Below are 26612 nucleotides of genomic sequence, written 5' to 3' on the forward strand. Positions count from 1 at the left end.
CATTTTAGATGAATTCCAAGGATATACGAACCCAGTTCCTAACATTTTTTGAAGGTAAAAAACACAAAATTGTACCCTCTGCGCCCATGGTCATAAAGGACGATCCAACCCTCCTTTTTACCAATGCGGGAATGAACCAGTTCAAGGAGTTTTTCTTGGGAATCAACGAACCCAAAAACACCCGGGTGGTGGATACGCAAAAGTGCCTTCGCGTGAGTGGAAAACACAACGACCTGGAAGAGGTGGGCAAGGATACCTACCACCATACCATGTTCGAAATGTTGGGCAATTGGAGTTTTGGGGATTACTTTAAGGAGGAGGCCATTACCTGGGCCTGGGAATTGTTGACCGAAGTCTTCAAAATGGACAAGGACAGTCTGTATGTTTCCGTTTTTGAGGGAAGCCAGGATGACGATAGACTGGAAAAGGACGCTGAGGCCTATGCCATTTGGAACAAGATTGTTCCTGCCAATAGGATCATCATGGGCAATAAAAGGGACAACTTTTGGGAAATGGGCGACCAAGGTCCGTGTGGCCCATGTTCCGAAATTCATGTCGATCTGCGTTCCGATGAAGAAAAAAAGAAAGTATCCGGAGCAAGTTTGGTAAATAAGGACCACCCTTTGGTCGTGGAAATCTGGAACCTGGTTTTCATGCAATACAACCGTAAGGCCGATGGTTCCCTGGAACCGTTACCGGCCAAGCATGTGGATACGGGCATGGGGTTCGAGCGACTCTGTATGGCCTTGCAAGGCAAAAAATCCAACTACGATACGGATGTTTTTACACCCCTGATACGGGAAATAGAGATTATCACCGATGCCAAATATGGAAGGGACGAACCTACGGATATTGCCATTCGAGTCATTGCCGACCATATTCGGGCGGTTTCCTTTTCCATTGCCGATGGGCAATTGCCCAGCAATACAGGTGCAGGCTATGTCATTAGACGTATTTTACGCCGTGCAGTGCGGTACGGTTTTACCTTTTTAGGGACCAAGGAACATTTTATGTACCGCTTGGTAAATGTACTTACCCAAAGTATGGGCGAGGCATTTCCAGAACTGTCAGAACAAAAGCAGCTCATTGAAAATGTTATCAAGGAAGAGGAACATAGTTTTTTAAAAACCTTAGATCAGGGATTGGTGCTGTTGGATACCATCATTGAAAAAACCAAGGGTAAAACGGTGGACGGTAGAAAGGCTTTTGAACTTTACGATACCTATGGGTTTCCAATAGACCTTACCGCCTTGATCTTAAGTGAGAGAGGTTTTTCCTTGGACGAAGATGGTTTTAATGTTGCCATGCAGGAACAGAAAACCCGTTCCAAAACGGCTTCGGAAACTTCTAAGGGTGATTGGGAGAATTTACAGTCCGATGCTGAGCAGGAGTTTGTAGGGTACGATAGGTTGGAGGCCGATGTAAAAATAGTAAAATATAGAAAGTTGGAGTCCAAAAAACAAGGGTTGCAGTATCAAATTGTCTTTAATCTGACACCCTTTTACGCAGAGGGTGGCGGTCAAGTAGGGGACAAGGGCTATTTGGAATCCCCCGATGGCGATGTAGTGTATATCGTTGACACTAAAAGGGAAAACAACGAAATCGTACATTTTGCCAAAAACCTTCCCAAAAAATTGGAAGGAACCTTTAAAGCGGTCGTGGACAGCAAACAACGTCAGCGCACCGAAGCCAATCATACAGCGACCCATTTGCTGCATCAGGCATTGCGCGAAATCTTGGGAACACATGTGGAACAGAAAGGTTCCGCCGTACATTCCAAATACCTGCGATTTGATTTCTCCCATTTTTCCAAAATGACCAAGGAGGAATTGGAGGCTGTGGAATCCTTTGTCAATGCGAGGATAACGGGCCAATTGCCGCTGGAGGAACAGCGGAACGTACCTATAAAGGAAGCCTTGGAAAATGGGGCGATGGCCCTGTTCGGGGAAAAATATGGCGATGCTGTACGTACCATCCGTTTTGGGAAATCCATTGAATTGTGCGGGGGGACCCATGTGAAGAACACCTCTGATATCTGGCATTTTAAAATTAAGTCGGAAGGAGCGGTGGCCGCAGGAATACGCAGGATAGAAGCGATTACCAGTGACGCCGTAAAGGATTTCTATGCCGAAAGCAATAAATCATTGACCGAAATAACCGAAGCACTAGGAAATCCGCAGGATGCCGTGAAAGCAGTAAAAAGTCTGCAGGACGAGAATTCCGATTTAAGGAAGCAGATCGCTGCGCTTTTAAAAGACAAGGCAAAAAACCTTAAAGGCGATTTGCAGAGTGAACTACAGGAGAAAAACGGGGTGCGATATCTAATCAAGAAGCTTGATCTGGATGCCGCGGGCATCAAGGACCTCAGTTTTGAAATGGGACAAAACCAATCCGACCTATTTTTACTTTTTGCCACGGAGCAGGATGGAAAGGCCTTACTTTCCTGTTATATTTCCAAAGAATTGGTTGCAAGCAAAAATCTGAATGCAGGTACCATTGTTCGGGAATTGGGCAAATACATTCAAGGAGGTGGCGGCGGCCAGCCCTTCTTTGCAACGGCGGGAGGGAAAAATCCGGCAGGAATTCCCGACGCCATGGAGAAGGCTTTGGAATACTTGGGCTAATGTGAAGTTCTGAAACCAATAGGTCCCAGTTGGAATATTTTTTATAAGTCGCAAGCCCAGATAGTAAGACCCCAAAGGTTTTTAAAACCTTTGGGGGCATGGAAAAGATTGGAAAATAATAATAGAATGCTCAGTATAATCTTCCTATAAAAAATAAATAAATGAAATATGAGATTCTGATTGTTTTTCTTCTGCTGCTTTCATCTTGTTCAGAGCCTATTTCCAAAAACAAAGAAAAATCCGTTTACGAGAAATCACCACCTATTTCTAATGAAGATTCACTAAGAATTCAGGACTATTGGTCAAAAGCGAATCAATCAGGGGTATATTCCCAAGAAAGACAAAAATATCTTGATTCCATTTTGTTGATTAAGCCAGATACCGCCTACATCTGGCAGCAAAAGGCAATGCCCCTATATAAGGAAAGAAAATATTCATTGGGCAAACCTTTCTTAGCGAAGGCCGTCCTATATGATTCGGTCAAGTATTTGGATTACAGCGCATTCGTGAAATGTTTGTTCTCAAAAGAGTATGAGGAATCCATTCTAGAGTTTTTGGAGGCTAAGAATAAATTTGGTGACCGCTATGTAATGGACCACACATACAATTTCTATATTGGGATTAGCTACCTACAATTGAACCAATTTATAAAAGCAAAAGACTTTCTAATTCGAAGTAGGGACCAGCAGTTTAAAGATTTTCCGAACGAACCTCCCGAAGAGGCATGCCATTATCTGGATTGGTTTTATTTAGGGGTAGCTGCCTATGAGTTAAAAGAGTATGAATCAGCAGTAGAATTTTTTGATACGAGTTTGAAAGTATATACAAATTTTGGTGATGCACTTTACTATAAAGGAATTTCTCACTATAAAATGGGAAATAAAGACGAGGCGGAACTTGCTTTAAGAATGGCAAAGGAAAACAGGGAAAATACTATAAACGAGGATCAAGTATATTATGTAATATATCCCTACCAGGTCTTTCATAAACTGAGTCCTTTGGCCGGTAACAATAAGTAGTAAAAAGACCCCAAAGGTTTTTAAAACCTTTGGAGTCTCCAATACTGATCAAACTATTGGAAATCAAACTATAGAAAATGAAACTCCAGACACAAATACCTTTATCAAAAGCAAATAATCCTATAGATTATTCCAGCAAGATATTGATGTTAGGGTCTTGTTTTTCCCAGAATATGGGGGATAAATTGGCGTATTTCAAGTTTCCGGTTTTGCAAAACCCCTTTGGTATTTTATTTCATCCCCTGGCCATTGAAAATCTTGTCAAAAAAGCGGTCGACAAATATCAATACACGGAAAGGGATATTTTTCAGTTCCAGGGACGTTGGCAATGTTTTGAGGCACATTCGGAACTGAGTTCAAGTAACAAGGAGGTACTTTTGGAGCGTTTGAATTCGGCGGTATTGGAGACCAACAAATACGTAAGTGAAGCATCCCACATTGCGATTACCTTGGGCACCGCTTGGGTCTATCGGCATTTAGAAAAAAATATTCTAGTGGCCAACTGCCATAAAGTGCCCCAACGCGAATTTCAAAAAACACTGCTGAAAGAAAATGAGATAGTTACCTCCATAACCGCTACCGTTAACAGTATCAAAGCCGTAAACCCAGAAGCACAGATTATATTTTCCATCTCCCCCGTACGCCATTTAAAGGATGGTTTTATTAAAAACCAACGAAGTAAATCGGTACTCATATCAGCCATACACGCAACGGTTGGAGTTCCCCCTTTGGGGGCTAGGGGGCTTTATTTCCCCAGCTACGAAATCATGATGGATGAACTTAGGGACTATCGTTTTTATAAAGAGGATATGGTACACCCCAATGTGTTGGCCATCGACTATATCTGGGAGAAATTTAGAAGCGTTTGGATTTCGGAGGAAGTAGGTGAGGCGATGGCGAAGGTAGAAGAAATCCAAAAAGGCTTGGCGCACAGACCCTTCGATGAAAAATCGGAGGCGCATCAGAAATTCCTAAAATCCCTCGACCAAAAAATTGCGTATATTAAACAGAGATATCCCTTTATGAATTTTGAAAATTCTTCTTCATGAAACGTTTTTTAGCCGGCGTGCTGATAACTTTGGCGGTAGTTTTCATCATCAGGTCCTGCAAGGACGAAAAGACCTCCAAAGCTATTTTGGAGGAGAATTCCATGCTTATACAAACCCAAATTGAAAATGTTTCCAAGCTCATTGTTACCGAAGGTCACTTTGCAGAAGTGTATAATTACAAGGATTCAAAAGAGCTTTTTGGCCCTTTGCTTACAGCGGATAAGAAAGCATTGGTGGTAGTAAATGCCGCTGTGAGCATCTCCTATGACTTGAGCAAGGTTACCTTTGAGCTGGACGAACCCAATAAAACCCTCAAAATAACCAGTATCCCGGAACCCGAAATCAAGCTGAACCCAGATTTTGAATATTACGATGTCACTGCCGATTATCTGAATCCCTTTGACGCAGGAGACTATAACACCATTAAACGCAATGTGCGTAATTCCCTTTTAAAGAAAGTGGAGGCTTCTACTTTGAAGACCAATGCCCAAAACAGATTGTTGAGCGAGCTTCAAAAAATATATGTACTTACCAATAGTTTGGGCTGGAATTTGGTTTATGGAGATAGGAACATTGATTCTCCCAGTGACTTCTCAATATTGCCCTAAATTTTCGGTATAGGTCTAACCATGAGTATAGGTTGCTTCATGGGGCAACTTTGCTCGTTCCAGTAGTTCAGGTTTTTTTCTTCACTTGAAAAGGAGTCTTATCATTCATATTTGAAGACAAATCAAATTTATAAATAAGAAAAAACTTACAAATATTTATTATTTACAATTATTAAAGACGGTTATACAACATTTATTTTTCTGATTATTTAAGAAACTTTCTCTTTGAAATAAGAAAATTCTTAATAAATAATTATGTGTGACCAAACTATTCCATTCAAGACAATTTCTATTTGCAATACTTTTTTTGTGCTATTTGAACGCACATAAGTGCCCACTGCAATTTTATGAACCAAAACCTTAATACCTTATTTTATTTGGTGAAAATATTCAATTATAGCTTACAGTACAGCACTACAATCAAAATCTAGAATCTAATCAATATGCACTTGAAAGGAGAAAATTGTCTGGATTTGTAGCTCTACTCCCATTAGGGGATTACAGGATGGGAATATTTAACTATGGCCAAGATTACATTAGATAAGATAATACTAAAAACAACCATAAGGCTTTTCTAACAAGAACTATTATCAATAAACCCTTCTCAAAACTAAATGTTACCCCTAAAAGAATAGAAGCCTGAGCCGTTTTTGGGTCATTCTATTTGGCCTATTTATAGAGGAGTAAAATTGACTTAAAGAAATCTTAAAAAATCATGAAAAAAACAACCAAATCTAAAAAATTTCCATTCGTATTAGAATCATTGTTTTTGGATTTACAAAACTTTGAAATTAGAAGAAAAATAATTTTTTCTGTTAGTGCACTTTATATTTTATTGATTCCGTGTGCATTGAATGCACAAACCACTGTAACCTATAACTTTAATACCGCTGGTCAACTAAACACAGTTTTTAATGAATCTGGACCAGATGTCGCCAACGTATCCGAATCCACTTCGGGAGGGATAGGGAACTCTGGCTCGATAACCGTGGGGAGTGTTTCAACCAACGCGATTTTTACTACAAAGGATGGCTATAGTCTTGGACCGGTCGGCAGCCGATATACTTTTGAGAGTTTTGTGAAAAGTGTCTACAATAGCGGTTACAGTGGATTGGGCTTTGCGCCAGCCTCCCCGGCACCCGGTAGTGCCCATCCATACAGACCAAATGATGCCCTTGGAATTTCCGTTCATGGCGGTGGTTTTGTATTTCATAATGGTACCACAGATTACAGCGGAAGCTGGGGAAGCGGAAGCTCTGGTTCCATAACCGCTGTGAAGTCGAGCGGCATAAATGACCTATTGAACAACGGTTCACCTGATGACTGGTATAGGGTTGTCTTTACTATCGAAAGGTCATCCATTACTGCGTACGACCTTAGGGTTGAGATATGGTCGGCCAATCAAGATGGCAGCCTTATCCGACCTACGGAAGCGGATGCTATTTTTGAATTGAATGGAATGGCCAATACCAGTATTACGTCGGCTTCGGCTATCTATAGTTACTTCAGCTTTTCCGGGCAGCGCGTATCACATTTTGATAATTATTCCATTCAACTGGAGGGAGGGGGAACCGTTGTGACTGAAGGCAACCCTGTTGTGGTTACAACGAATGCCTCGCTGAATGGAAGTGTGATTACGGTTGCAGGTGAGGTTACCGATGAAAATGGCAGTACGGTAACGGACAGGGGCTTGGTATATGGAACGGCTACGGAGCCTACCCTTGCCCAAAACAAAGTAAGCCAAGGCAGTGGAGCTGGTACGTTTTCAGTAGATACACCTGCCTTGGAGCCCGGTACCTATTACGTGCGGACTTTTGCCACCAATGGCGTAGGGACAAGCTATGGGGCCGAATACCAATTGACGGTTTCTGCGCCGCCCAATCCCCCTATCTTCACTGCGCCCCAGCCCCTGGAAGATGTAGCGGGGGCCACCAGTTCCGCGAGTTTTAACTTAAATGCCAATACAAGCACCTTTAGAAAATTAGGTCTTGAATTTTCCACGGACGGTACACGAATGTTTTCATTGGGGTTCGATGATAATCTAATTACCGAATATGTGCTCTCCACCCCATTTGATATTACCACGGCATCCTTTCATTTTGAATTGGATGTTTCGGGCAATGGTCTATATCCCATGGGATTGGCATTTAATGATAATGGATCTAAATTATATGTCTACAGCGGCGCCACTAGGACAATTTACGCCTATGATCTAGCCGAGGCTTTTGATCTATCCACAGCGACCATCGGTATGGATAGTCTCGATGTTACCACTTTTGGAAATGTATACGTATATGGATTGGACTTTAATCCCGACGGTACCAGATTGTACATAGTCAATCATGATGAAACCGTTTTACAGTTTGAGTTGAGCACGCCCTTTCTCGTTTCAAGTGCTTCCAGCTTAGGTAGCATCGATTTGTCAGCTAGGTTCAGTCAGAGTATTTATGGTATTTCCTTCAATTCCAATGGTAACCAAATGTATATAGGAGGGTATAATGATGCCAACTATATCATAGGCTACGATCTTGGTGTTCCTTATGATATCACTACGGCAACATTACAACCTAATAACGGTCTGGTGCTGGCTCAGCCCAATAGGCCGACGGATATCTTTTTCAGTACGGATAGGGATAAATTATTTGTATTGAATTATGGGCAGTCCCAAGTATTTGAATTCGATTTGGGAGTGGCCCCGCTCACCTTTGAGGAAAATGCAACAACTCCAGTTGTTGATGCAGATGCCAATGATGGCGACGGGGGTGCTGCCGATATTGGGATTACCTATGACCTTGCTAGTGGCGGGGATAACGATCTATTCAGTATCGATGCGGCTACAGGGGTTTTACGGTTTCAAAGCGCACCTGATTTTGAGAACCCTTTGGACACCAATGCCGATAATATGTACGAACTGACTGTAATAGCCACCGATTCGGATGGAAGCACAAATCATCCGTTACGGTTACAAGTGACGGATATCTATGAGAATAATCCTCCTAGTTTTGGTGATGCCTATGATATTTCCATAGCGCAATATCTGGATGTTACTGCCACCTTTGATGTAAGTAACGAGATGTCATCCCCGATGGATATGGCCTTTAATGCCACTGGCACAAAGTTATTTGTGATGACCAATGCGGGCAGCGACCAGTTATTTGAATATGATTTAACAATACCTTATGATGTAGCTACGGCCAGTGTGGTACAAAGCTTGACAGTTGCAGGCAATGGAACAGGTTTTGCCTTTAGCTCTGACGGCACCCGTTTATTTGTCACTGGTTCAAGTATAGATGCGGTTCATGAATACCATCTAAGTACGGCATTCGACCTGAGTACGGCCGTGGACCAAGGATTTGGTGAAAGATTGAGTGTCAACGGGCAAGAAACTTCCCCTAGTGGACTTACCTTCAATGCCACAGGAAGTAAGCTTTACGTGGTTGGTGAAGTCAGTGATTCGGTCCACGAATATGCTTTGGCCACCAATTTTGATGTTTCAACAGCAAGTTATACCACCTCACTCAATGTATCGGCAGAGGAAACCAATCCTGGTGGAGTTGTATTCAACGAAGACGGCAGCAAGTTATTTGTGGTCGGTTACGGAAGTAGTGCGGTGCACGAATATAACCTAGGGACTCCCTATGACCTTTCAACGGCTTCCGCCTCGGGCAGCACATTGCCTATAGGCGGACAGGATAGCTGGTCCACGGGTCTTGCATTTAATGCCAACGGGACCACATTCTATCTGGTAGGCAACCAAAACGACATGATATATGCGTATGGTATAGGTACCCCTACAGCTTATAGCACTGTTGAGAACACGACGGCCGTTGCCGACTTTGATGCTACGGATGGGGATGGAGGAGCAGCCGATACCCATGTTACCTATAGTATCAATGGAATCGACGCCGCTTTGTTCACCATAGATGCCAATACCGGGGTGCTGCACTTTAACGTAGCGGCCGATTTTGAGAACCCGATGGATGTTAATTCGGATAATGTCTATGAACTTACGGTAACTGCGGATGATGGTGGTATGAGCGATAACCTGACTCATCTGGCCATTGCCATTACGGTAACGGATGTTGACGATACGGCCCCCGAAGGCTATACCGTCTCCATAGATCAAGACCCCATTATTTCAGATAATGACGATGCTATATCATTTACCTTTGCCATGGCAGAGGTAGGTTCTAGCTACAATTATACGATAAGTAGTGATGGGGGTGGGGAAACAATTACAGGTTCCGGTATCATAGCTACTGCCACCGAACAGGTTACTGGTATTGATCTTAGCGGTTTGGGTGACGGAACCATAACCTTATCGGTTATGTTGATCGATGTTGCAGGAAACCAGGGGAGTGCTTCCACGGATACCATACAGAAGGATACCAAGACGGAGCCTCCCATAATGCCTTCTCCTGCGGATAATGGAAGTAGTTATGACCAACTGATGCTCAGCTATACGCTTCCCGAGGCCCCACTGGCCAATAGCGTCCGTTTGATTTTTGATGCTGTGGAAGATCCGAACACGCCCATTACCCTACAATTGGCAGATCCGATTGCTGGACAACAGAACAATTTTATCCTGGATGTGCAGGATTTGGCAGCGGTCGCAGAAGTGGTATCATCAAGTCATAACGAACTTGTCAACGGTGTTGCCTATAATGTTACCTTGGTTTATCAAGATAATTTGGGCAACCCGGAAGCACAAGTGGTCAACACCAACCATGAACTCGAAGCAATTGAAATAGAGTCCTTGACCCTATATTCGGACAATCCACGTGACCATTTGGCCAAAGTGGGGGACAGGGTATATGTGGAACTAGTCACCAATCGCGAAATAGAAGAAGCTGCCATCCAGTTTATGGGTAGTACGATAATGGTAACCGCCGCAACAGCGGTGGATATCAACACCTATCGAGCATGGATAACAGTGGACGGTAATGATGATGAGGGAGCCGTGACCCTGAGCGTAACGCTAAATCCAAATAGGGAACGAATCGTTTCAACGACAACCACGGACGGGAGCACTGTGACCATTGATACTACTGCGCCAGAACCAAGTTTGGCCATCGCTGAAAACCTATACTTTGGTCCGTTTACCATGCAGCTCCAGTTTTCGGAACCAGTTTACGACCTGGCACCAAATCCAGTCATAATAACTCCAAACGGAAATGGACAGCCCATGGCCGATATTGGAGCCCTTGAGGAAGTAAGCCAGGGCTTGGTCTACAATATCCAAGTTACCCCATTGATTCCGGGAGAATTGGTATTCTTTAACGAGAATTATGGTATTGCCCGTGATGCTGCTGGAAACCTTTCCTTGCCCCTAGGGTTTGTGAATGGTACTTTTTATGATTTGGATACCGATAACGATGGTATTGGTGATACCAACGATCCTGATGACGACAATGATGGTACTCCAGATTCAGAGGATGACTTCCCAAAAGATCCATCCGAGGATACCGATACCGATGGAGACGGTATTGGCGACAATGCGGATACAGATAATGACGACGATGGATATTCTGATGAGGTAGAACTTATTGAAGGAACAGATCCAACAGATGCGTCAAGTAAACCCTTGGATACCGATGGTGATGGTATTCCCGATACCATGGACGAAGATGAAAAGAACGACGAAGTTTCCGATTTCGATGACGCATTCCCAACGGACGAAGAACCATTATTGGTACCTGCCCAGGCTTTTACGCCCAACGGCGACGGTAACAACGATGCTTGGATCATACCAGGAATCGACAACTACCCCAACAACGTGGTGAAAGTCTTCAACAGATGGGGACACGAAGTATTCGCCATACACTCCTATAAAAATAACTGGGAGGGTTTTTACAAGGACAACCGTGAGAAACTCCCTTCAGGGTCCTATATGTATGTCATAGACTTGGGCGATGGTTCAAAACCCATCCAAGGATGGTTGTTCATCAATTATTAACAAATTAAAAAAGTAAAAATGATACGAATTATAAATTCAATTATTGTCCTGTTCGTGCTGCTTTCTTCAGTTAGGGCTTGGAGTCAACAGGATCCAAATTACACCTTTTATCGGTATAACATGAACATTTACAATCCCGCATTTGCAGGAAGTTCAGAAGGTGTGGAGTTTGTTCTTGGGCTCAGGAGCCAATGGGCGGGCATCGAAGGCGCCCCAGAAAGCCAGAGTGCCATTTTTGGTATGCCCGTGGGCAATAAGGTCGGTTTAGGCGTTAGCATCCTAAATGACAAAACCTTTATTGAGACCCAAACATGGATGGCGGTGGACTTTTCCTACCACATCGACCTTGATGAAGATAACCAGTTGTATTTTGGACTAAAGGCAAGCGCTAACTCCTACGATGCCAATACCCAAGGTCTTTTGACCTACGGCGTTGGTCAGGACGGATCGTTGATGAACTTTGAAAGCCGTTTTACACCGAACGTAGGTGCTGGTATCTATCTAAAAAATGAAAAGTATTTTATATCTCTCTCCGCGCCAAAGATTTTGACACCTGATAGGCTTCAGGAAGCCAATGGAAATGCATTTCTTGGCGCCGACAGGATGCACGCTTATCTTGGAGGTGGTTACGATTTCCTTTTGGGTGGAAGTACCAAATTGCAGGCCTTGGGTATGATTAGATATGTAGATGCATCTCCGCTTTCCTATGAACTTACAGGTCTTTTGGACCTAGCAGAGAGATTTACCCTTGGTGCCGGATATCGGTATAATGAAAGCATAAGCGGACTTTTTCTCTTTAAGGTTTCCAACGGATTCCAATTGGGCTATGCCTATGAGAACGCCTGGCAGCGACCTATCGATGGTCTTGAGCAGGGAACACATGAGGTTTTTATGAGATTTTTGTTATAATTAGTTTGGTGTTTTCCTTAAAGGCCCTTGATCTTTGGTCAAGGGCTTTTTTTATTGGCCCCGCCAACAGGTTTAATAACCCGAAGCTTACTTCGAAACAAAAAGTTCGTTTCTTACGAATGTCTCGTAAATTTGTTCTGAGGTAGTTTATTTTTCAATGAATTGGGCGTCGGTCAGCGCAATGCCGTCATCGATCAGATGTCCCAGCTTGGGATTTTCCATTTTTATGGATTCCAAATACTGCTTTATCTCCTTTGCAAAACCCTGGTCATGGTTACCCATCGCCAATTCATAGAGTTCTACGGAGAGCAACCAGTCAGTAGGATATTTTTCCTTTAATTGCTGGAATACCTTATTTCTGGAGATTGTGGTGTTCTTTCCGTTTCTAAAATCGCGTATTTGCTGGTATAGACTTTCCAATTCATCAGCTTTGCTGTTATCGGTCTCGGAGATGGAACTGCTCAATTGATGGTCCAGTAAGTCGAAACTTTTCACATCCGCAGGGCCATGAAAAGCGGAAACGATTCTTTCCCCAATGGCCATATTGTAAAGAGAATCATTGGACTCGAACAACACCTTTCCGTTATACGTAACTTGACAATTTTCAAGGGTAATCAGGATAATTTGTCCTTGCAGGTTTCGGGTGCCGGTTACGATTTTTCCATGTACACTAATGCCGCCTTCAAAATCTAATGTAACCGTATTTCCTTCATATATAGCGTAGGCCTTTAAATCCCGTGGGCTCATATCCTCAATGGCAATATTGATGCCTTTTAACCTGCCAACAGGAGATCCAAACCCTGATTCATGCTGCATGGTATCCTGACCCACCAACTCCTTTTCCCTGTATGCTAAGGCCGATTTTCCTTTGGTCTGAAAATAAATAGGCTCGCCATTGTGTGAAATGACACTTACAAAATTACCGGATACCTGTAGTCCCGTACTAAGCTCTATGGTTCCCAAATCCTTGGAATCGATTAACTTTTGAATTCCGCTCAGACCTCCGGTCCTAAGAGCCATCGTGTTGGCAAAATCTTCCAATACTTGGCTTAAAAATGCGAAATCGGGTGTCACATAAAGTTGTGGTTGTGGTTGGGTAATGTCAAAGGGAGTATGTGCCGCTTCTATTGAGTAAGGTACTTTTTTAACCTTGTCCGTCATACACCAGGCACTCTCCCCAATACTCGATAGGAGCCCGGCCCCGTAGATTTTCGGATTTTCTAGAGCACCTATTAGGCCATATTCAACGGTCCACCAATGCAGGTTCCGTATCAGTGCCATTTCACTGGGTTCACCCATATTTTGTTGGAGTTCGTCCACACGTTTTTCAGCTTTCTCTATTTCTTCCTTTGCCGATCCTTTGGCTTCCTTGATGATGGACAAGCGTCTAACAGCTTGGTACAGTTCAAAATCCTTGGCGTTCGAGATGGCCTTGCTACCAATTTCCCCAAATCTTCTTAGGTAAGCGGCATATTCTGGATTGGCAATTATGGGTGCATGTCCCGCTCCTTCGTGGATGATGTCCGGCGCGGGGGTGTATTCAATGTTTTCCAGTTGCCGGATGTCCGAAGCAATCACCAAAACATTATATGCCTGAAATTCCATAAAAGCTGCCGGAGGAATAAAACCATCCACGGCGACCGCTGCCCAGCCCAAGTCTTTTAAAATACGGTTCATGCCGTACATATTGGGAATACTTTCTATGGAAATCCCAGTTCTCTTTAAACCTTGTGTGTAGGATTCATGGGCAACGGTACTGAGATAATCCACATTCTTTCGCATTACGTACCGCCAAACCGCCTGATTGATGGCCGTGTAGTGCTCATAATGTTGTGGTTTTATGTACTGCTTTAAATGTTTGGGCAGTTTGTCCAGTATGGGATTGCTTTCGTAATTCATGGTATTCTATCTTAACGAGTTCTTATACCGGGTACTAATAAAATTAGTATATATAGGTTTAAGTAGCTGTTAAAATTTATTATCTACGTGAATATTCCCTTTATTTGTTATCATTATAGGAAATTGTTGGTTTTTGATGCATGGAGAACCATCAACAAAAGGAAAAAATATCATGGAAAAACTGGATACCATTGACAGACAGATTTTAAAAATCTTGGAAAAGGATGCCAAAACCGTGGCCAAAACGATTGCCGACCAATTGGGAATGACAAAAACTCCTGTATACGAGCGTATAAAAAGGCTCGAATCCGAGGGTTTTATAAAGAATTACAAGGCCGTGTTGGATACCTCTAAAATTGAACCTAGCATTACGGTTTTCAGTTTTGTTTCCTTGGATGCCCAAAAAGGAAGTCTTATGGACGATTTTTTGGAAAACGTTTCACTCTTTAATGAAGTAACGGAATGTTATGTGGTGGGTGGAGAATTTGATTTTTTGCTGAAGATAACCGTAAGAAGCTTGGATGCCTATTATGATTTTGCAAAAACGAGGATTGCTACCTTACCGAATATCGGGGCTGTAAAAAGTGCCTTTGTGCTGAACGAGGCGAAGAATAGTCAGCACTTTCCTTTATTATAGAAGTGGTTTAAGCTTTTTCAATTTTCGCTTCAATCCAAAAATTTTAAATCACTTCATAAAAAAAGCCCTTTCACTTACAGGAAAGGGCATGGATTTTCCAAAGAAATAATTCCTATCGAACGGCCACGGAGTTGGGCGGATATTGTTCCAAAATCTGTGAAACAAACTCCTTGATGCGCTGTTCTTTCTTTTCAATGTTCTTCGTATTGGCCAGTGTGCCTTCGCCTTTTCCTTGCCATACCAGTTCCCTGTTTTTAGTGTCTATAAGGTCTATGTAGAGGGAACCTTGGGTCCGGGTGCTAACATTCGGGCCCCAGCCTCCCCAGCCCCAGCCCCAACCTGGACCCCAGGCCCAAGCAGGTCCCCAGCCCCAGGCGCCGCCCCAACCCCAACCAAAGTTGTTGTTGTAGACATCAACGCGTTCCTCTTCCTTTGTAAAAATGCTGATCAATAAATCAGGATTTTCAGATTTTACGAAACCTCTTGAGGCCATTTCGTCCTCAATGGCATACAGGATTCTCTTTTTGTCCAAATCGGATATTTGGGCCTTATCGATTCCTGTTTTATAAAAGGCATAGGATTTATATTCGTTAAAATTGGCTTCTTGGTTGTAGTCCGAAAGTACCCGAACCGAAGAACAGGAGCTCAAGAACACCAATCCCAATAGTATCAGCAATAGAAATTTTAAGTTTTTCATAGCAATCGATTTATCTGTTTATGGAATTATTTCTTTGTAAAATAGCTTCAAAAATCATGCCGAAGAACCGATTATTGTCGGTTCGTTTTGGGGTCGTATCCATACGGACAGTGTCTGCAACCACTCTCGCAGCAGTAGCCCCGCTTTAGGTGATACTGTCGTGTAAAAACCCTATAACCTTCGTCCGACCAATAAAAATCGCCATCTTCTATCGGAATAATTTTTTTCATCAAATGCGTTAAAATGCAACCCTCAAAACTCCCAAATTTGTTGTCCAATCTAGAATAAAATTAAAATAATTCTGTTGATAACCTGTGACCTTTACGGTTTAAATGTCCTTGTTTAACGGAGATTTAGCATAGGTTGGGAAAACGGTACAATTGTTGGCAACATCAAAGGACATCCTTTTAATCCTTATTTTTTACAAGTATCTTTGATTGGAATAGAACAATTAGGTCTATGATATTGGTTTTTAAACACTTCTTTTATAAAAACTATGTGGGGCTCTCCCTTTGGCCATTCATTATTTTAAAACATGATACACTCAAGAACGACAAGGACTTGATCAATCATGAAAAAATTCACTTAAGACAACAACGGGAACTTTTGATAATTCCGTTTTACGTGCTATATGTATTTGAATGGGCAATTCGATCACTGTACTATTTGGATACCTACAAGGCCTACCAAAATCTAAGTTTTGAACGTGAAGCATATAGGAACGAGCATAAACCGGATTATTTGGAGAATAGAAGGCCCTATACTTTTATGAAATACTTTTTTTATAAGTAATACATCAATTTGCAGGTTGAAAATCAATACGTAAAACTCCCAATTCTAAGGGAAAAGCAGGTTGTTCTTGCCATAAAGCGTGAGGATTTGATACATCCGTTCATTTCAGGAAATAAATTTAGAAAGCTCAAATACAATATAGTAAAGGCCCAAGAATCTGGACACACTAAGATTGTGACCTTCGGCGGGGCTTTTTCCAATCACATCGCTGCTACTTCGGCAGCAGCCAAAATCGCCAATTTGGAAGCCATTGGAATCATTCGAGGTGAGGAACTTCTGCATACGTGGCTTGAAAACCCTACTCTAAAGCGGGCCCATGAAAATGGGATGCGTTTCAAATTCGTTTCCAGGGAAATTTACAGACAGCGAGACGAACTGGAGTTTTTAATTTCCTTGCGAAATGAATTTGGGGATTTCTACCCAATACCCGAAGGGGGAACCAACGACTTGGCCATAAAGGGGTGTGAGGAAATCCTTAATCCATCGGATACGGAATTCGATTTTATCTGTGTTTGCGTAGGTACAGGTGGTACTATGGCGGGGTTGATCAATGCGTCGGGCAATAATCAGCAAGTTTTGGGGTTCCCTGTTTTAAAGGGCGATTTTCTATCGACCGAATTAAAAAAGCTGTCCAGAAAGGAGAATTGGAGCTTGAACCCAACGTATCACTTTGGTGGATATGCCAAGATAAATGAAGAATTGGTACATTTTATTAATCGGTTTAAACAACAAACGGGCATCCCCCTTGACCCCGTGTATACGGGAAAAATGATGTACGGGTTGTTGGATATGGTAAGGAATGATAATTTTGCACCGGGAACGCGAATCTTGGCCATACATACCGGAGGCTTGCAGGGCATTTTTGGAATGAACCTTGTGTTGCATAAGAAAAATTTACCTTTGTTGGATGTATGACCCTCCTTTGGGGATTTTGTACGGCAAGCTTACTACTTCTATGAAGAACAATGTTTAAACCTAAAAAAATTGAACTTAATTTTATTTTGAGAAGGAAAATTGTAATACTCTTTTTGTTGCTCGTTGGGGTTGTTGGGTGTAAATCCAAGAAATCTTTATCCGATAAAAACCGTACCCAACAGGTGCAAGCCGAAAGTAGAAGAGGCCAAGGAACATCCTCAAGGGCAGCTGCAAATAGGGACCCGAGCATGCCAGAGGATTCGGGTGAGTTCGTAAAGTTTCGGATTGAAACTATTGATGAATACATCGCTACTTTTTCAGAAATCGCCCAACTGGAAATGAAGGCCTATGGAATTCCCGCCAGCATCACCTTGGCCCAAGGGCTCTTGGAAAGTGGCTATGGTAAAGGGGAATTGGCCATGAAGACCAACAATCATTTTGGTATAAAATGCCATACCGGATGGCAGGGAGACTATGATTTCCACGATGACGATGCCAAGGGCGAATGTTTTAGAAAATACAATCATCCCATGTATTCCTTCAGGGACCATAGTATATTTTTGACCACTCGGAGTCGGTACGCGTTTCTTTTTGATTATAAGGTAACGGACTATCGCAAGTGGGCCCACGGTCTTAGAAAGGCGGGTTATGCAACGGATAAGCGTTATCCTCAGAAACTGATTTATTTGATAGAAAAACATCAGCTATATAAATATGACGGAGGTGTTTTGGATACGGGCCAGGACGAAGATCGTGTGGTTCTTACCGAAGGTGAAGCCGTTCATATTGTGAAAAAAGGGGACACCCTGTATTCCCTTTCAAAAAGATACTATGTTTCCGTGGACGAATTGATGCGCATGAACAATTTAAGGGACTCCGGTCTGTCCATTGGCCAAAAGCTCTTGGTAAAGTCCACCTCCGTAAATAGATAGAATATGATTTACAAAAGAAGTAGTGCCCTTTTTGCAGAGGCCAAACAATTAATACCTGGTGGTGTAAATTCACCGGTAAGGGCTTTTAAGGCCGTAGGCGGCGACCCAATTTTTGTGAAGGAGGCCAAAGGTGCCTATTTATACGATGTAGATGGAAACCGACTCATAGATTACATAGCATCTTGGGGTCCCTTGATTTTGGGACATGCGCATGAGCCTGTTTTAAATGCCATTATTGAGAAGGCAAAAAAAGGGACTTCCTTTGGTATGCCTACCGAAATTGAGACCGAACTGGCAAAGTTGGCCGTTTCCATGGTTCCCAATATCGATAAAATCCGATTTGTAAATAGTGGAACGGAGGCCTGTATGAGCGCCGTTCGTTTGGCAAGGGGTTATACGGGCAAGGACAAGATCATCAAATTCACCGGTTGCTACCACGGCCATTCCGATTCCTTTTTGATTCAGGCAGGGAGCGGTGCGGTTACTTTTGGAAGTCCTAATAGTCCCGGTGTTACTCAAGGTACGGCCAAGGATACCCTATTGGCCTCATATAATGACTTGGAAAGTGTTACTCAGCTTATAGAGGCCAATAAAGGAGAAATAGCGGCGGTCATCATTGAGCCCGTGGCCGGAAATATGGGCTGCATTATCCCAACCGATGGTTTTATCCGTGGATTGCGGGAACTCTGTACCCAAAATGATATCCTTTTGATCTTTGATGAGGTCATGACCGGTTTTAGGCTTGGAAGGGGAGGAGCCCAGGAAGCCTTGGGAATCAAGGCGGATATTTTGTGTTTTGGAAAGGTAATTGGTGGCGGACTTCCCGTTGGTGCCTTTGCTGCGAGTACCAAAATCATGGGGTATTTGGCCCCCGAAGGACCGGTGTATCAAGCCGGTACCTTAAGTGGAAATCCGTTGGCCATGAGTGCCGGCTTGGCCATGTTGACCGAACTCAATAACAATCCAGCGATATTTACCAGCCTTCAGGAAAAAACGGCCCATTTGCACATCGGTCTTTCCAAAGCGCTTGATAAAAAAGGAATTCCCTATCAGATCAATCGTTTTGGCAGCATGATTTCGGTACATTTTACGGACCGCCCGGTGATGGATTTTGCATCTTCGGCCACTGGAAACAACGAAACGTTTAAAAAGTACTTCCATGGAATGTTGGACCAGGGGATCTATCTGCCACCGTCCGCTTTTGAAAGTTATTTTCTGAACGATGCCTTGTCCTATGAGGACTTGGACGAAACTATAGAGGCGGTGGAAAAATTACAATTGGATTAATTGATCATTTCTCCTGAATTTCGGACGATATGGATTCTAAGATGTCGTCTATATACCCCATCAGTGGCGAATAATGGTTGTCTTCCGTAGCATGACAGGTCACAATAAACAGAAGCAGCTTATTCTCGAATTCCTGTGAGGACAGCACCCCTAAATTACTGACCCTCTCACCGTCTGTAGGTGTCTTAAGACTTGTTAGGACGTCTGTTTGTTGCAGTACGGTCTTGATGCTAAACTGGTCCGTTCTAAAAATATCGAGGAGGTTTTCGCGTTCATGGCGCAAATCCTCTTCCTGTCTGGAAATATCCTCCATGGTGGCGATCCAGTTTGTGAGCATGATTCTTAAATCAGGATTGGAAATATTCTTTAGGTTTCCGGAGTTGATAATTTCCAATAACAAGGAATTGTTCGGGTTAAAGGCAACATCCGAAATGAACGTATTCAATAGCAATTGGGATAAATCCTCTTCTAAGGGTAGGGAGTCCTTTTGGTTCATCAGCCCTATTATTTTTTCGGCACTTTCTATATTCGCCCTGTTCACGGCTATGAGTTCGGTCAATTTGTTTTTACTAATATTGAATTCCTCCTGTAGCCCCAAGAGATAGGTTTGCTCATTTTTGGCGTCAATGTTCCGCTGGTTTCGGTTGTTTATAGCAAGGGCAATCAGGATTCCAATGACCACCAGGACGATCTCCCCCAAGGCATATGCTAAATACCGACCCACTTTTTTTTCGGCCAATAGTTTTTGTCTTGTTCTTCTAAAGAATTTTATCATGGCTGATGTTTTATTTGTTATTGCTATCAACTTTCACCAAGGACAGGGACGCATCCTTTCCCCGTAAGGTAACCTCCCCAATTTCCGATACAACAAAATTTTCGTCAATGTGCAGTTTTTTGATCAGACTATCGGAAACAAGGAAATCGGTTTTAAAGGCGTTGCAGGCCGATTGTATTCTGGCCGAAGTGTTCAAAACATCCCCAGAGAAGACAATTTCCTTTTTTAACGCCCCAATTTCCCCGGTAGTGACCTCCCCAAAATGCATTCCTCCCTTAAATTTGGGTGCAAATCCGTAGGTTTTCAGGAAAAAATCGGCCTTATGTTGCAAGGCATTTTTCATTTCGAAAAAAGTATGCAGACAGTTGTTGTTCTGTATACCGATGTTCAATTTCCAAGTGATGACGATCTCATCGCCAATGTACTGATAAACGTCCCCTCCAAATTGTATTATGGCATCTTCAAGGGATTTGTAGTACTCCCTTAAAAATAAAAAGTACATTTTGGTCCCCAATTGTTCCGCTATGGCGGTGGAGTCTTTCATATCGGTAAACAGGAAAATGCGATGTTCTTCCTTGGGTCGATGATATTTGCCTATGATGAAGTTTCGAAGGACACCATGCCCTAAATTATCGCTTATTTCGGCATAAATAAGGGAAAAAAATAGAGAGGCCGATAGTTGGACCAGGGTGCTCAAATGCACCGTACTTGCTAAAAAATCCAAATAGCGTTGCCAAATTTCTCCTGAAAATAAGGGGATCCGTAATTCGATACTGGAGGCAATGGGATACAGTACCATCATGATTGCGGAAAATAAGATCAGGTAAAAAACAAGCTTGAACAAGACCTTTTTGTAGAAGGGTTTTTTGATGAACAACTTGTTCAAGAAGGTCAGCTCCAGATATCCAACAAAACAACCGACCAAGAAAACCGCGACGGTCGCAAATAGGAAAACTTGAAAATTTACACTAATGGCTTCCTTTTGAGTGACACCTGCTCCAATAATCGCAGTTTGTTCAATGAACATGAAGAGCCACCCCAAAAGGGTCCAAATAATACCAAATGATAGAATTTTGCTAAATTTTCGTTTGGTTTTGTGAGAAAGCAAATCGGGTAATTTAGGAGGTGTTTGGTAAAACCGTTATCCCTTTCAATGTAATGATTCTTTCCGAATAGTGAATACTCCATTTTATGATTTAAGAATTGGCATCGTTCGTACCAATGGTAAGGACCACATTGCCCTTTTTACTGCCCTGATCTACATAGTGGTGGGCTGACACCACTTGGTCCATGGGAAACACCTTGTCTATCGTTGCATCATAGCTGCCGTTTTCAAATAGTTCCCTAAGTATTTCCAGTTGCCTTTTTGATTCGGATGCCACTTCCATACCCTCAACGGTCTTGAACACCCCATCTTCTTTGAGTAGGGATTTGCACTGTTTTTTTGAAGCCTTGCCCACGGCATCGAAGACAATATCGTACTTGGATCGATGTTCTTCGAATTGCCCTTTATCATAAAAAAGAACATTGGTAATACCGAGTCTTTCCATAAGTTCGGAACCCCGGGTGCTACACACCGCCGTAATGTGGGCATTATGTGATTTTGCGATTTGAACGGCCGCCGCACCTACGGAACCCGTGGCTCCATATATTAGTACTTTTACATTCGGTTTCTTCGCAATGCCCGCTTTCTCCAAAAAATAAATGGCAGATTGCCCGCCAAAAATAATGGCAGCGGACTCTTCATACGTCGCATTCATGGGGGCCCAAGTTATATTGGCTTTTTCACTGATGGCGATATACTCGGCATTGGTACCGAACTTTAATCCGGTCATTCCAAAGACGTTATCGCCTACCTTGAAATTATTGACATTTGTTCCAATGTGCTCTATGATTCCTGAAAAAACGGTTCCGAGGATCGGTTTTCTGGGTTTGTTTAAACCAAGAACCAAACGCATGACCAACTTCATAAGACCCTCAACTTTAAAACCCCGTATCCTTACATCGGCGGAATTAACGGTAGTTGCCATTATTTTGACCAGGACTTCATTTTTCTTTGGGATTGGCTTGGCAAGAGTCGAGATTTTCAGAACTTCCGGTGGGCCGTATTTAGGGCAGATTATTGCTTTCATCATTCTGTCTTTTTTGTTCATACAGATATTTTAGGGCTCCTACTTTCAAAGTAATGATTTTAGAATCCGTACAAGATTATAAAGGAAAAAACACAGGAATGTTAAGACCAAGCCTACCAAAATAGGAAGTATACCACCAAAAGTGAAAAGCATGCCAAGAACAAAACCCAGTAGATATTCCAGTCGATGAAGTGGTATGAAGAATGCAATGGGCAGAGGCAAAAGGATGTAAAATGGGAGAATTTCATCTAAATTCAATTCCCATAATATGGATGCTATCAGCCCAAAAACGAATGCGGCAAAAAACCTACTGATAATGGTTTTTTCGAGTTCTGGATTTTGCCGCTGTCGTTTATGGATTAGGGAGAAGGAAATCCACGTTAATAAGGGAAGGGTCAATAATCCCCACCAATTGGACATTCCTGGCATATCTTCCCGTGCAAGTATATGGTGCGTGATCACACCACCATTCAAGTGTTCCCATAGCACACATAAAGAAGTAAAAATCAGTGCTCCAAGAATTATCTTGGACTTGTTTTTTCTTGTGAATATCATGATTGTTCGATTGGTTGATTGATGAATGTAATTGACGATAGGACGCACACTAAGCCATTTTGTTACATTTTTGAAAAACCTATGACCTAGTTTTAGCTTCCATAAGAAACCTAGTTCTTTTTAAAAGTGATTTTAAATCAGTCTCGAACTATCGCAAACCATAGATTTTCAATATCCACATAAAAAAAGACCCTGCTATTAAAACAAGGTCTTTTCCTAACAATCAACTAACTAAACAACCTATTTCTTTTCCGCTCTATGCTGGCGGTCCTTTCCTTTTGTATGTTTTCCCCTTTTCGCACGCATTTTTTCCCATTTGGCATATTGTGCGTCATCAAGGATCGCTTTCATTTCCTCCTTATGGGCAATCTGGTTATCCAGACGTTCGTTTTGTAGGGCGAACTTCTCATCGTCTGATAAAGATTCCCCGCTTTCCCTTCGGACTTTATGGGCTTCCATCTTGGCCTTTCTCTCCGCTGCATTTTTTGTGAACATTTCCTGTAGCTTGGATTGTTGATCTGCTGTGAGGTCCAAGGCCAAGGTCATTCTTTTGGTCTGCAAGGTTGCCATTTGCTCTGGAGTGAAATCGGCCATGTGTCTCCTGCCTTCTTTTCTATTTTTCTCCTGTGCCATTGCGGTAATGCCAATAATTAAAAAGGCTACCAATACTAATTTTCTCATCACGTTACATTTTATGGGTTTTAGTATTAAGACCTAAGGCAGTGGCAAAGGTTTAAACTGGAGAAGATATTTAAGAGGAATTTAACTACATGGGTCCAGATCGGGCATAAAAAAAGCGCGACTGGAAAAGTCGCGCTTTTATAGTATTTTGAGGTGTTCTTATTGTACGGCTTCCGTTGCCATATTTTCGGTAAACGGTTCTACAACGATATCCGCTTTGGCCATTTCTGCATTTTTTGGGAGCAATTGACTGGATTCCCCGTTGATCTGAAAATGATAGAATACGGCTGCAATGATAAAACAACTTAGGTAGATTAGGCTTTTGACTTTATTATTCATGATTTGGGGGTTTTAATAATTTTGATCTAAACTATAAAATAGTAACGTACGAAAAAGCCCATTGTTGTGAAACGGGCTTTTTTTGATGTCAAATAATGTTTAAATGTTGTAAAACGAATAATTTCGTCGGATTTTTTGGTATTTCGTCGATGAAGGCGAAAAACCCAATGTTTTACTCAGGGTCCAAAATGTGGTCAATTCGCTCTTCCACATCCTGTAGATGATACCTGCTCATTCTATCGGAAGTCCTGCCAATGGCATTTCTTACATCCCTTTTTAATAGATTCAATTCTGCCCTGGCCACGGAACGAATGTCCGACTGACTCGTATTCACCGCGGTCGATTTTCTATAGCCACCAAAGTCGGGTAGTTTTTTCTGGTCCTCCGCGGTCATCAAATAGGCCAAACGATCCACATAGGCTTTTTGAAGGTTTCTTCGGTACGTATCGATTTTTCTTCCGGAGGACAATTCGGACCAAATTCCCTTCCTTAAATCGTCCATCATTTCCACCAAAGTATAGGCCTCGGTACCGTTGGCCACCTCGTTTTCGACCAAACGCGCCATTTTTCCTAGGCTCATGATATTGTTCAAGGTACGCTCCTGTATCGAACGGATACGCTCCACAAAACCGGAATATTGGATTCTCCCAAAAATATCCTGATCCAATAACCATTCCGGGGTTTGGAACAGTTGTTCCTGGAGAAACTCCATACAGTTTTCCTGATGTTCGGCATCTACATGCGTGTACACGGCACCTTGCTGATCATAGGTTTTATGGTATTCATAGACCCCTCCAATGTTGTTCGACACATGGCCCATATAGCGGTTGTACTGAGCAACGACTTGTCCGTAGAGGGTTTCAAGGTCATCGTAGTTTTTACCGTCTTCCTGGGTCCATTCAATCAATTTAGGAACGATTCTTTGCAAATTGGCAATGCCGTATTCGCTTGCCTTTATGGCATTATCGCCCAAATCTTCCGTTTGGGAGCTGGGATCTACGATGTCGCCCACCTGTTGATGGCCAAATCGGTACAGTGGGTCTCCCGCATGCTCTAAAATCCATTGGTCCAAGATGGGTTTTTCTTCTTTCGCTGATTTATCCAAAATAGGCCTGTATCCCCATTTAATGGCATATTTGTCATATACACCGATGTCCGGCATCAAAGCAACGCCCTCATCACCGGGTTGGGCGATATAATTAAAACGGGCATAGTCCATGATCGAAGGGGCCGTACCAAATTTTTTAGTAAAACTTGCCGAACGCAATGAATCCACAGGATAGGCAACACTACTACCCATATTATGGGGCAAACCTAATGTATGACCCACTTCGTGCGAAGAGACAAAACGGATCAACCTGCCCATCACTTCCTCATCAAACTGCACTCCTTGTGCGGACGGATTTATCGCCGCTGTCTGTACAAAGAACCAGTTGCGTAAAAGGCTCATAACGTTGTGGTACCAGTTGATGTCCGATTCCAATATTTCTCCACTGCGCGGATCGCTCACGTGCGGACCGTTGGCATTGGGAATTGGGGATGCCAAATACCGAACCACGGAATAACGGACATCCTCCGGGGACCATTCCGGATCTTCTTCCGGAGTTGGAGGGTCCTTGGCAATGATGGCATTTTTGAAACCCGCTTCCTCAAAGGCCACTTGCCAATCTTCGATACCTTGCTTTATGTACGGCACCCATTGCTTGGGCGTTGCCCTATCCACATAATAGACAATCTGCTTTTTAGGTTCTACTAGTTCCCCGTTTTTGAACTTTTCCAAATCCTCATCTTTCACTTCCAGTCTCCATCGGTCCAAAAAGGTAATCGTTTTGCTTTCCTGGGCATCCAGGCCATAATCGACCTGGCCCCTGGCGAACCACCCCACCCTTCGGTCAAAATAGCGTCTTTTCATTGGTTCCTTTGGTAAGAGTACCATGGAATTGTTGATTTCTATCGATATGGATCCCAGGCTACCATTACTGGGCGGTTCCCCGGCCAAATAGGTCTTTACATGCCTGGCCTCAACGTTCAAGGGATAACTTTTTATGCTTTCAATAAAGCTTCTGCCATCATCCAAACGTGAAACCTTGTATCGTTTTCGGTAGGTTTCCGGCATTCCAAAGGCTTTGGTGTCCTTAGTGAATATATCATCCACTTCAATGACCGTAGCCGGACTCAGCGAATCCTTTTTAAAGGCCTTGATGTCAAATGCGTAAAGGACCGGCTCAAAATTTGAATTTACGACGGCTTCATGTACCGGAAGGGAATCGGCCGCGACGACATCGTGGGATACAACGCGTAGCAGTACTTTCTTGTCCTTTTTCTCCCATCTTAGGACTTGGGTATTAATCTTTCCGCCACCAAAACCTATTTCAGAAGCTGTTTTTGAAATGCGGCTCACCATTAACATTTCCCTATTGAAGAGTGAATCCGGGATTTCATAGTAATGCTTGTCGTCAACTATATGGACATCGAAGAGCCCAGCATCAGTTTTTGCCTCCTTGGTGATGACTTTGTCATACGGTTGAATTTTGTCCTTATTGGGTTTTTCCGCAGCGGTTTCTGTCTTCTTTTTTTTCTTTTTGAAAATTTGGGCTTCGGTAGTTTGGTAACTTAATAAACATGCTATCGCTAGTAGCGGGAAAAGTAATTTTTTATGCATCTATTTTTTTGAATTTGGTCAATTTTTCAAAGAACCGAAAAATTATTTTAACGACTTGTTAACGAAATCATAAGCCGAATACCAATTCAACATTCAATCCCATCAGATAAAAAGTTTCTTTTCTCGCCTTACTTCAAAATAATA

At 42.7% G+C, this 26612-nt stretch carries 21 protein-coding genes; 11 read left to right on the plus strand and 10 right to left on the minus strand.

The genetic code is table 11. From position 1 onward, the window contains the following. The first annotated feature begins 8 nt into the window (after window positions 1–8). From alaS to FEK29_RS05050, 6 genes are all read left to right on the plus strand, one after another. On the plus strand, window positions 9–2624 hold the full coding sequence (alaS, locus tag FEK29_RS05025; RefSeq protein WP_138257272.1) for an alanine--tRNA ligase: 2616 nt from the start codon (window positions 9–11) through the stop codon (window positions 2622–2624). A gap of 161 nt (window positions 2625–2785) precedes the next feature. Then, window positions 2786–3643 carry a tetratricopeptide repeat protein gene (locus FEK29_RS05030; protein WP_138257273.1) on the plus strand — a complete coding sequence of 286 codons (858 nt, stop codon included), beginning with the start codon at window positions 2786–2788 and terminating at the stop codon, window positions 3641–3643. 77 nt (window positions 3644–3720) lie between these two features. Beyond that, window positions 3721–4692: a GSCFA domain-containing protein gene (locus FEK29_RS05035; protein ID WP_138257274.1), complete on the plus strand. Its 972-nt coding sequence runs from the start codon at window positions 3721–3723 to the stop codon at window positions 4690–4692. Continuing rightward, complete coding sequence (locus FEK29_RS05040) at window positions 4689–5300, plus strand: DUF4230 domain-containing protein (protein WP_138257275.1); 612 nt, start codon at window positions 4689–4691, stop codon at window positions 5298–5300. Before FEK29_RS05035 ends, FEK29_RS05040 begins: the two co-directional genes overlap by 4 nt. 850 nt (window positions 5301–6150) lie before the next feature. Then, complete coding sequence (locus tag FEK29_RS05045; RefSeq protein ID WP_161595315.1) at window positions 6151–11256, plus strand: T9SS type B sorting domain-containing protein; 5106 nt, start codon at window positions 6151–6153, stop codon at window positions 11254–11256. An 18-nt stretch (window positions 11257–11274) separates the two neighbouring features. Then, window positions 11275–12165, plus strand: a complete 891-nt coding sequence (locus FEK29_RS05050) for a PorP/SprF family type IX secretion system membrane protein (protein ID WP_138257277.1) — start codon at window positions 11275–11277, stop codon at window positions 12163–12165. Window positions 12166–12312: 147 nt separating this feature from the next. Here FEK29_RS05050 and FEK29_RS05055 read toward each other — a convergent pair whose 3' ends face one another. Further along, entirely contained in the window at window positions 12313–14064 is a 1752-nt protein-coding gene (locus FEK29_RS05055; protein WP_138257278.1) for an aromatic amino acid hydroxylase, read from the minus strand. A 172-nt stretch (window positions 14065–14236) separates the two neighbouring features. Between FEK29_RS05055 and FEK29_RS05060 the strand changes: the two genes are divergently transcribed. Next, on the plus strand, window positions 14237–14701 hold the full coding sequence (locus tag FEK29_RS05060; RefSeq protein WP_240042661.1) for an Lrp/AsnC family transcriptional regulator: 465 nt from the start codon (window positions 14237–14239) through the stop codon (window positions 14699–14701). Window positions 14702–14813: 112 nt separating this feature from the next. Here FEK29_RS05060 and FEK29_RS05065 read toward each other — a convergent pair whose 3' ends face one another. Next, a complete protein-coding gene (locus tag FEK29_RS05065) occupies window positions 14814–15398 on the minus strand; it encodes a DUF4136 domain-containing protein (RefSeq protein ID WP_138257280.1) in 585 nt (194 codons plus the stop codon). A 71-nt stretch (window positions 15399–15469) separates the two neighbouring features. Continuing rightward, window positions 15470–15628, minus strand: a complete 159-nt coding sequence (locus FEK29_RS17900) for a DUF5522 domain-containing protein (protein WP_161595316.1) — start codon at window positions 15626–15628, stop codon at window positions 15470–15472. A 229-nt stretch (window positions 15629–15857) separates the two neighbouring features. Here FEK29_RS17900 and FEK29_RS05070 point away from each other — a divergent pair, with 229 nt between their 5' ends. The 4 genes from FEK29_RS05070 (at window position 15858) to hemL (ending at window position 19324) form a co-directional block, all read left to right on the plus strand. Continuing rightward, window positions 15858–16190 carry a hypothetical protein gene (locus FEK29_RS05070; RefSeq protein ID WP_138257281.1) on the plus strand — a complete coding sequence of 111 codons (333 nt, stop codon included), beginning with the start codon at window positions 15858–15860 and terminating at the stop codon, window positions 16188–16190. A 9-nt stretch (window positions 16191–16199) separates the two neighbouring features. Continuing rightward, window positions 16200–17105 carry a 1-aminocyclopropane-1-carboxylate deaminase/D-cysteine desulfhydrase gene (locus FEK29_RS05075; protein WP_138257282.1) on the plus strand — a complete coding sequence of 302 codons (906 nt, stop codon included), beginning with the start codon at window positions 16200–16202 and terminating at the stop codon, window positions 17103–17105. A gap of 86 nt (window positions 17106–17191) precedes the next feature. Further along, window positions 17192–18037 (plus strand): glucosaminidase domain-containing protein, encoded by an 846-nt coding sequence (locus tag FEK29_RS05080; protein WP_240042662.1) that lies wholly within the window; start codon window positions 17192–17194, stop codon window positions 18035–18037. Window positions 18038–18040: 3 nt separating this feature from the next. Continuing rightward, entirely contained in the window at window positions 18041–19324 is a 1284-nt protein-coding gene (gene hemL, locus FEK29_RS05085) for a glutamate-1-semialdehyde 2,1-aminomutase (protein ID WP_138257284.1), read from the plus strand. A 4-nt stretch (window positions 19325–19328) separates the two neighbouring features. Here the strand turns inward: hemL and FEK29_RS05090 are convergent, their stop codons facing one another. From FEK29_RS05090 to FEK29_RS05120, 7 genes are all read right to left on the minus strand, one after another. Continuing rightward, window positions 19329–20099 carry a DUF6090 family protein gene (locus FEK29_RS05090; protein WP_138257285.1) on the minus strand — a complete coding sequence of 257 codons (771 nt, stop codon included), beginning with the start codon at window positions 20097–20099 and terminating at the stop codon, window positions 19329–19331. A gap of 10 nt (window positions 20100–20109) precedes the next feature. Further along, the gene (locus FEK29_RS05095; protein WP_240042663.1) at window positions 20110–21207 is read right to left on the minus strand and encodes an adenylate/guanylate cyclase domain-containing protein; all 1098 of its coding nucleotides are present in this window, start codon (window positions 21205–21207) and stop codon (window positions 20110–20112) included. Between the two features lie 88 nt (window positions 21208–21295). Next, window positions 21296–22252, minus strand: a complete 957-nt coding sequence (locus FEK29_RS05100; RefSeq protein WP_240042664.1) for an NAD(P)-dependent alcohol dehydrogenase — start codon at window positions 22250–22252, stop codon at window positions 21296–21298. Between the two features lie 24 nt (window positions 22253–22276). Further along, window positions 22277–22786 (minus strand): hypothetical protein, encoded by a 510-nt coding sequence (locus FEK29_RS05105; RefSeq protein WP_138257286.1) that lies wholly within the window; start codon window positions 22784–22786, stop codon window positions 22277–22279. Between the two features lie 240 nt (window positions 22787–23026). After that, a complete protein-coding gene (locus FEK29_RS05110) occupies window positions 23027–23467 on the minus strand; it encodes a hypothetical protein (RefSeq protein WP_138257287.1) in 441 nt (146 codons plus the stop codon). Window positions 23468–23626: 159 nt separating this feature from the next. Further along, window positions 23627–23806 (minus strand): hypothetical protein, encoded by a 180-nt coding sequence (locus FEK29_RS05115; RefSeq protein WP_138257288.1) that lies wholly within the window; start codon window positions 23804–23806, stop codon window positions 23627–23629. Between the two features lie 172 nt (window positions 23807–23978). Beyond that, a complete protein-coding gene (locus tag FEK29_RS05120) occupies window positions 23979–26468 on the minus strand; it encodes a zinc-dependent metalloprotease (protein ID WP_138257289.1) in 2490 nt (829 codons plus the stop codon). Between the last annotated feature and the right edge of the window lie 144 nt (window positions 26469–26612).

Origin of the sequence: Maribacter aurantiacus, assembly GCF_005780245.1 — a bacterium.
Lineage (GTDB): Bacteria > Bacteroidota > Bacteroidia > Flavobacteriales > Flavobacteriaceae > Maribacter > Maribacter flavus.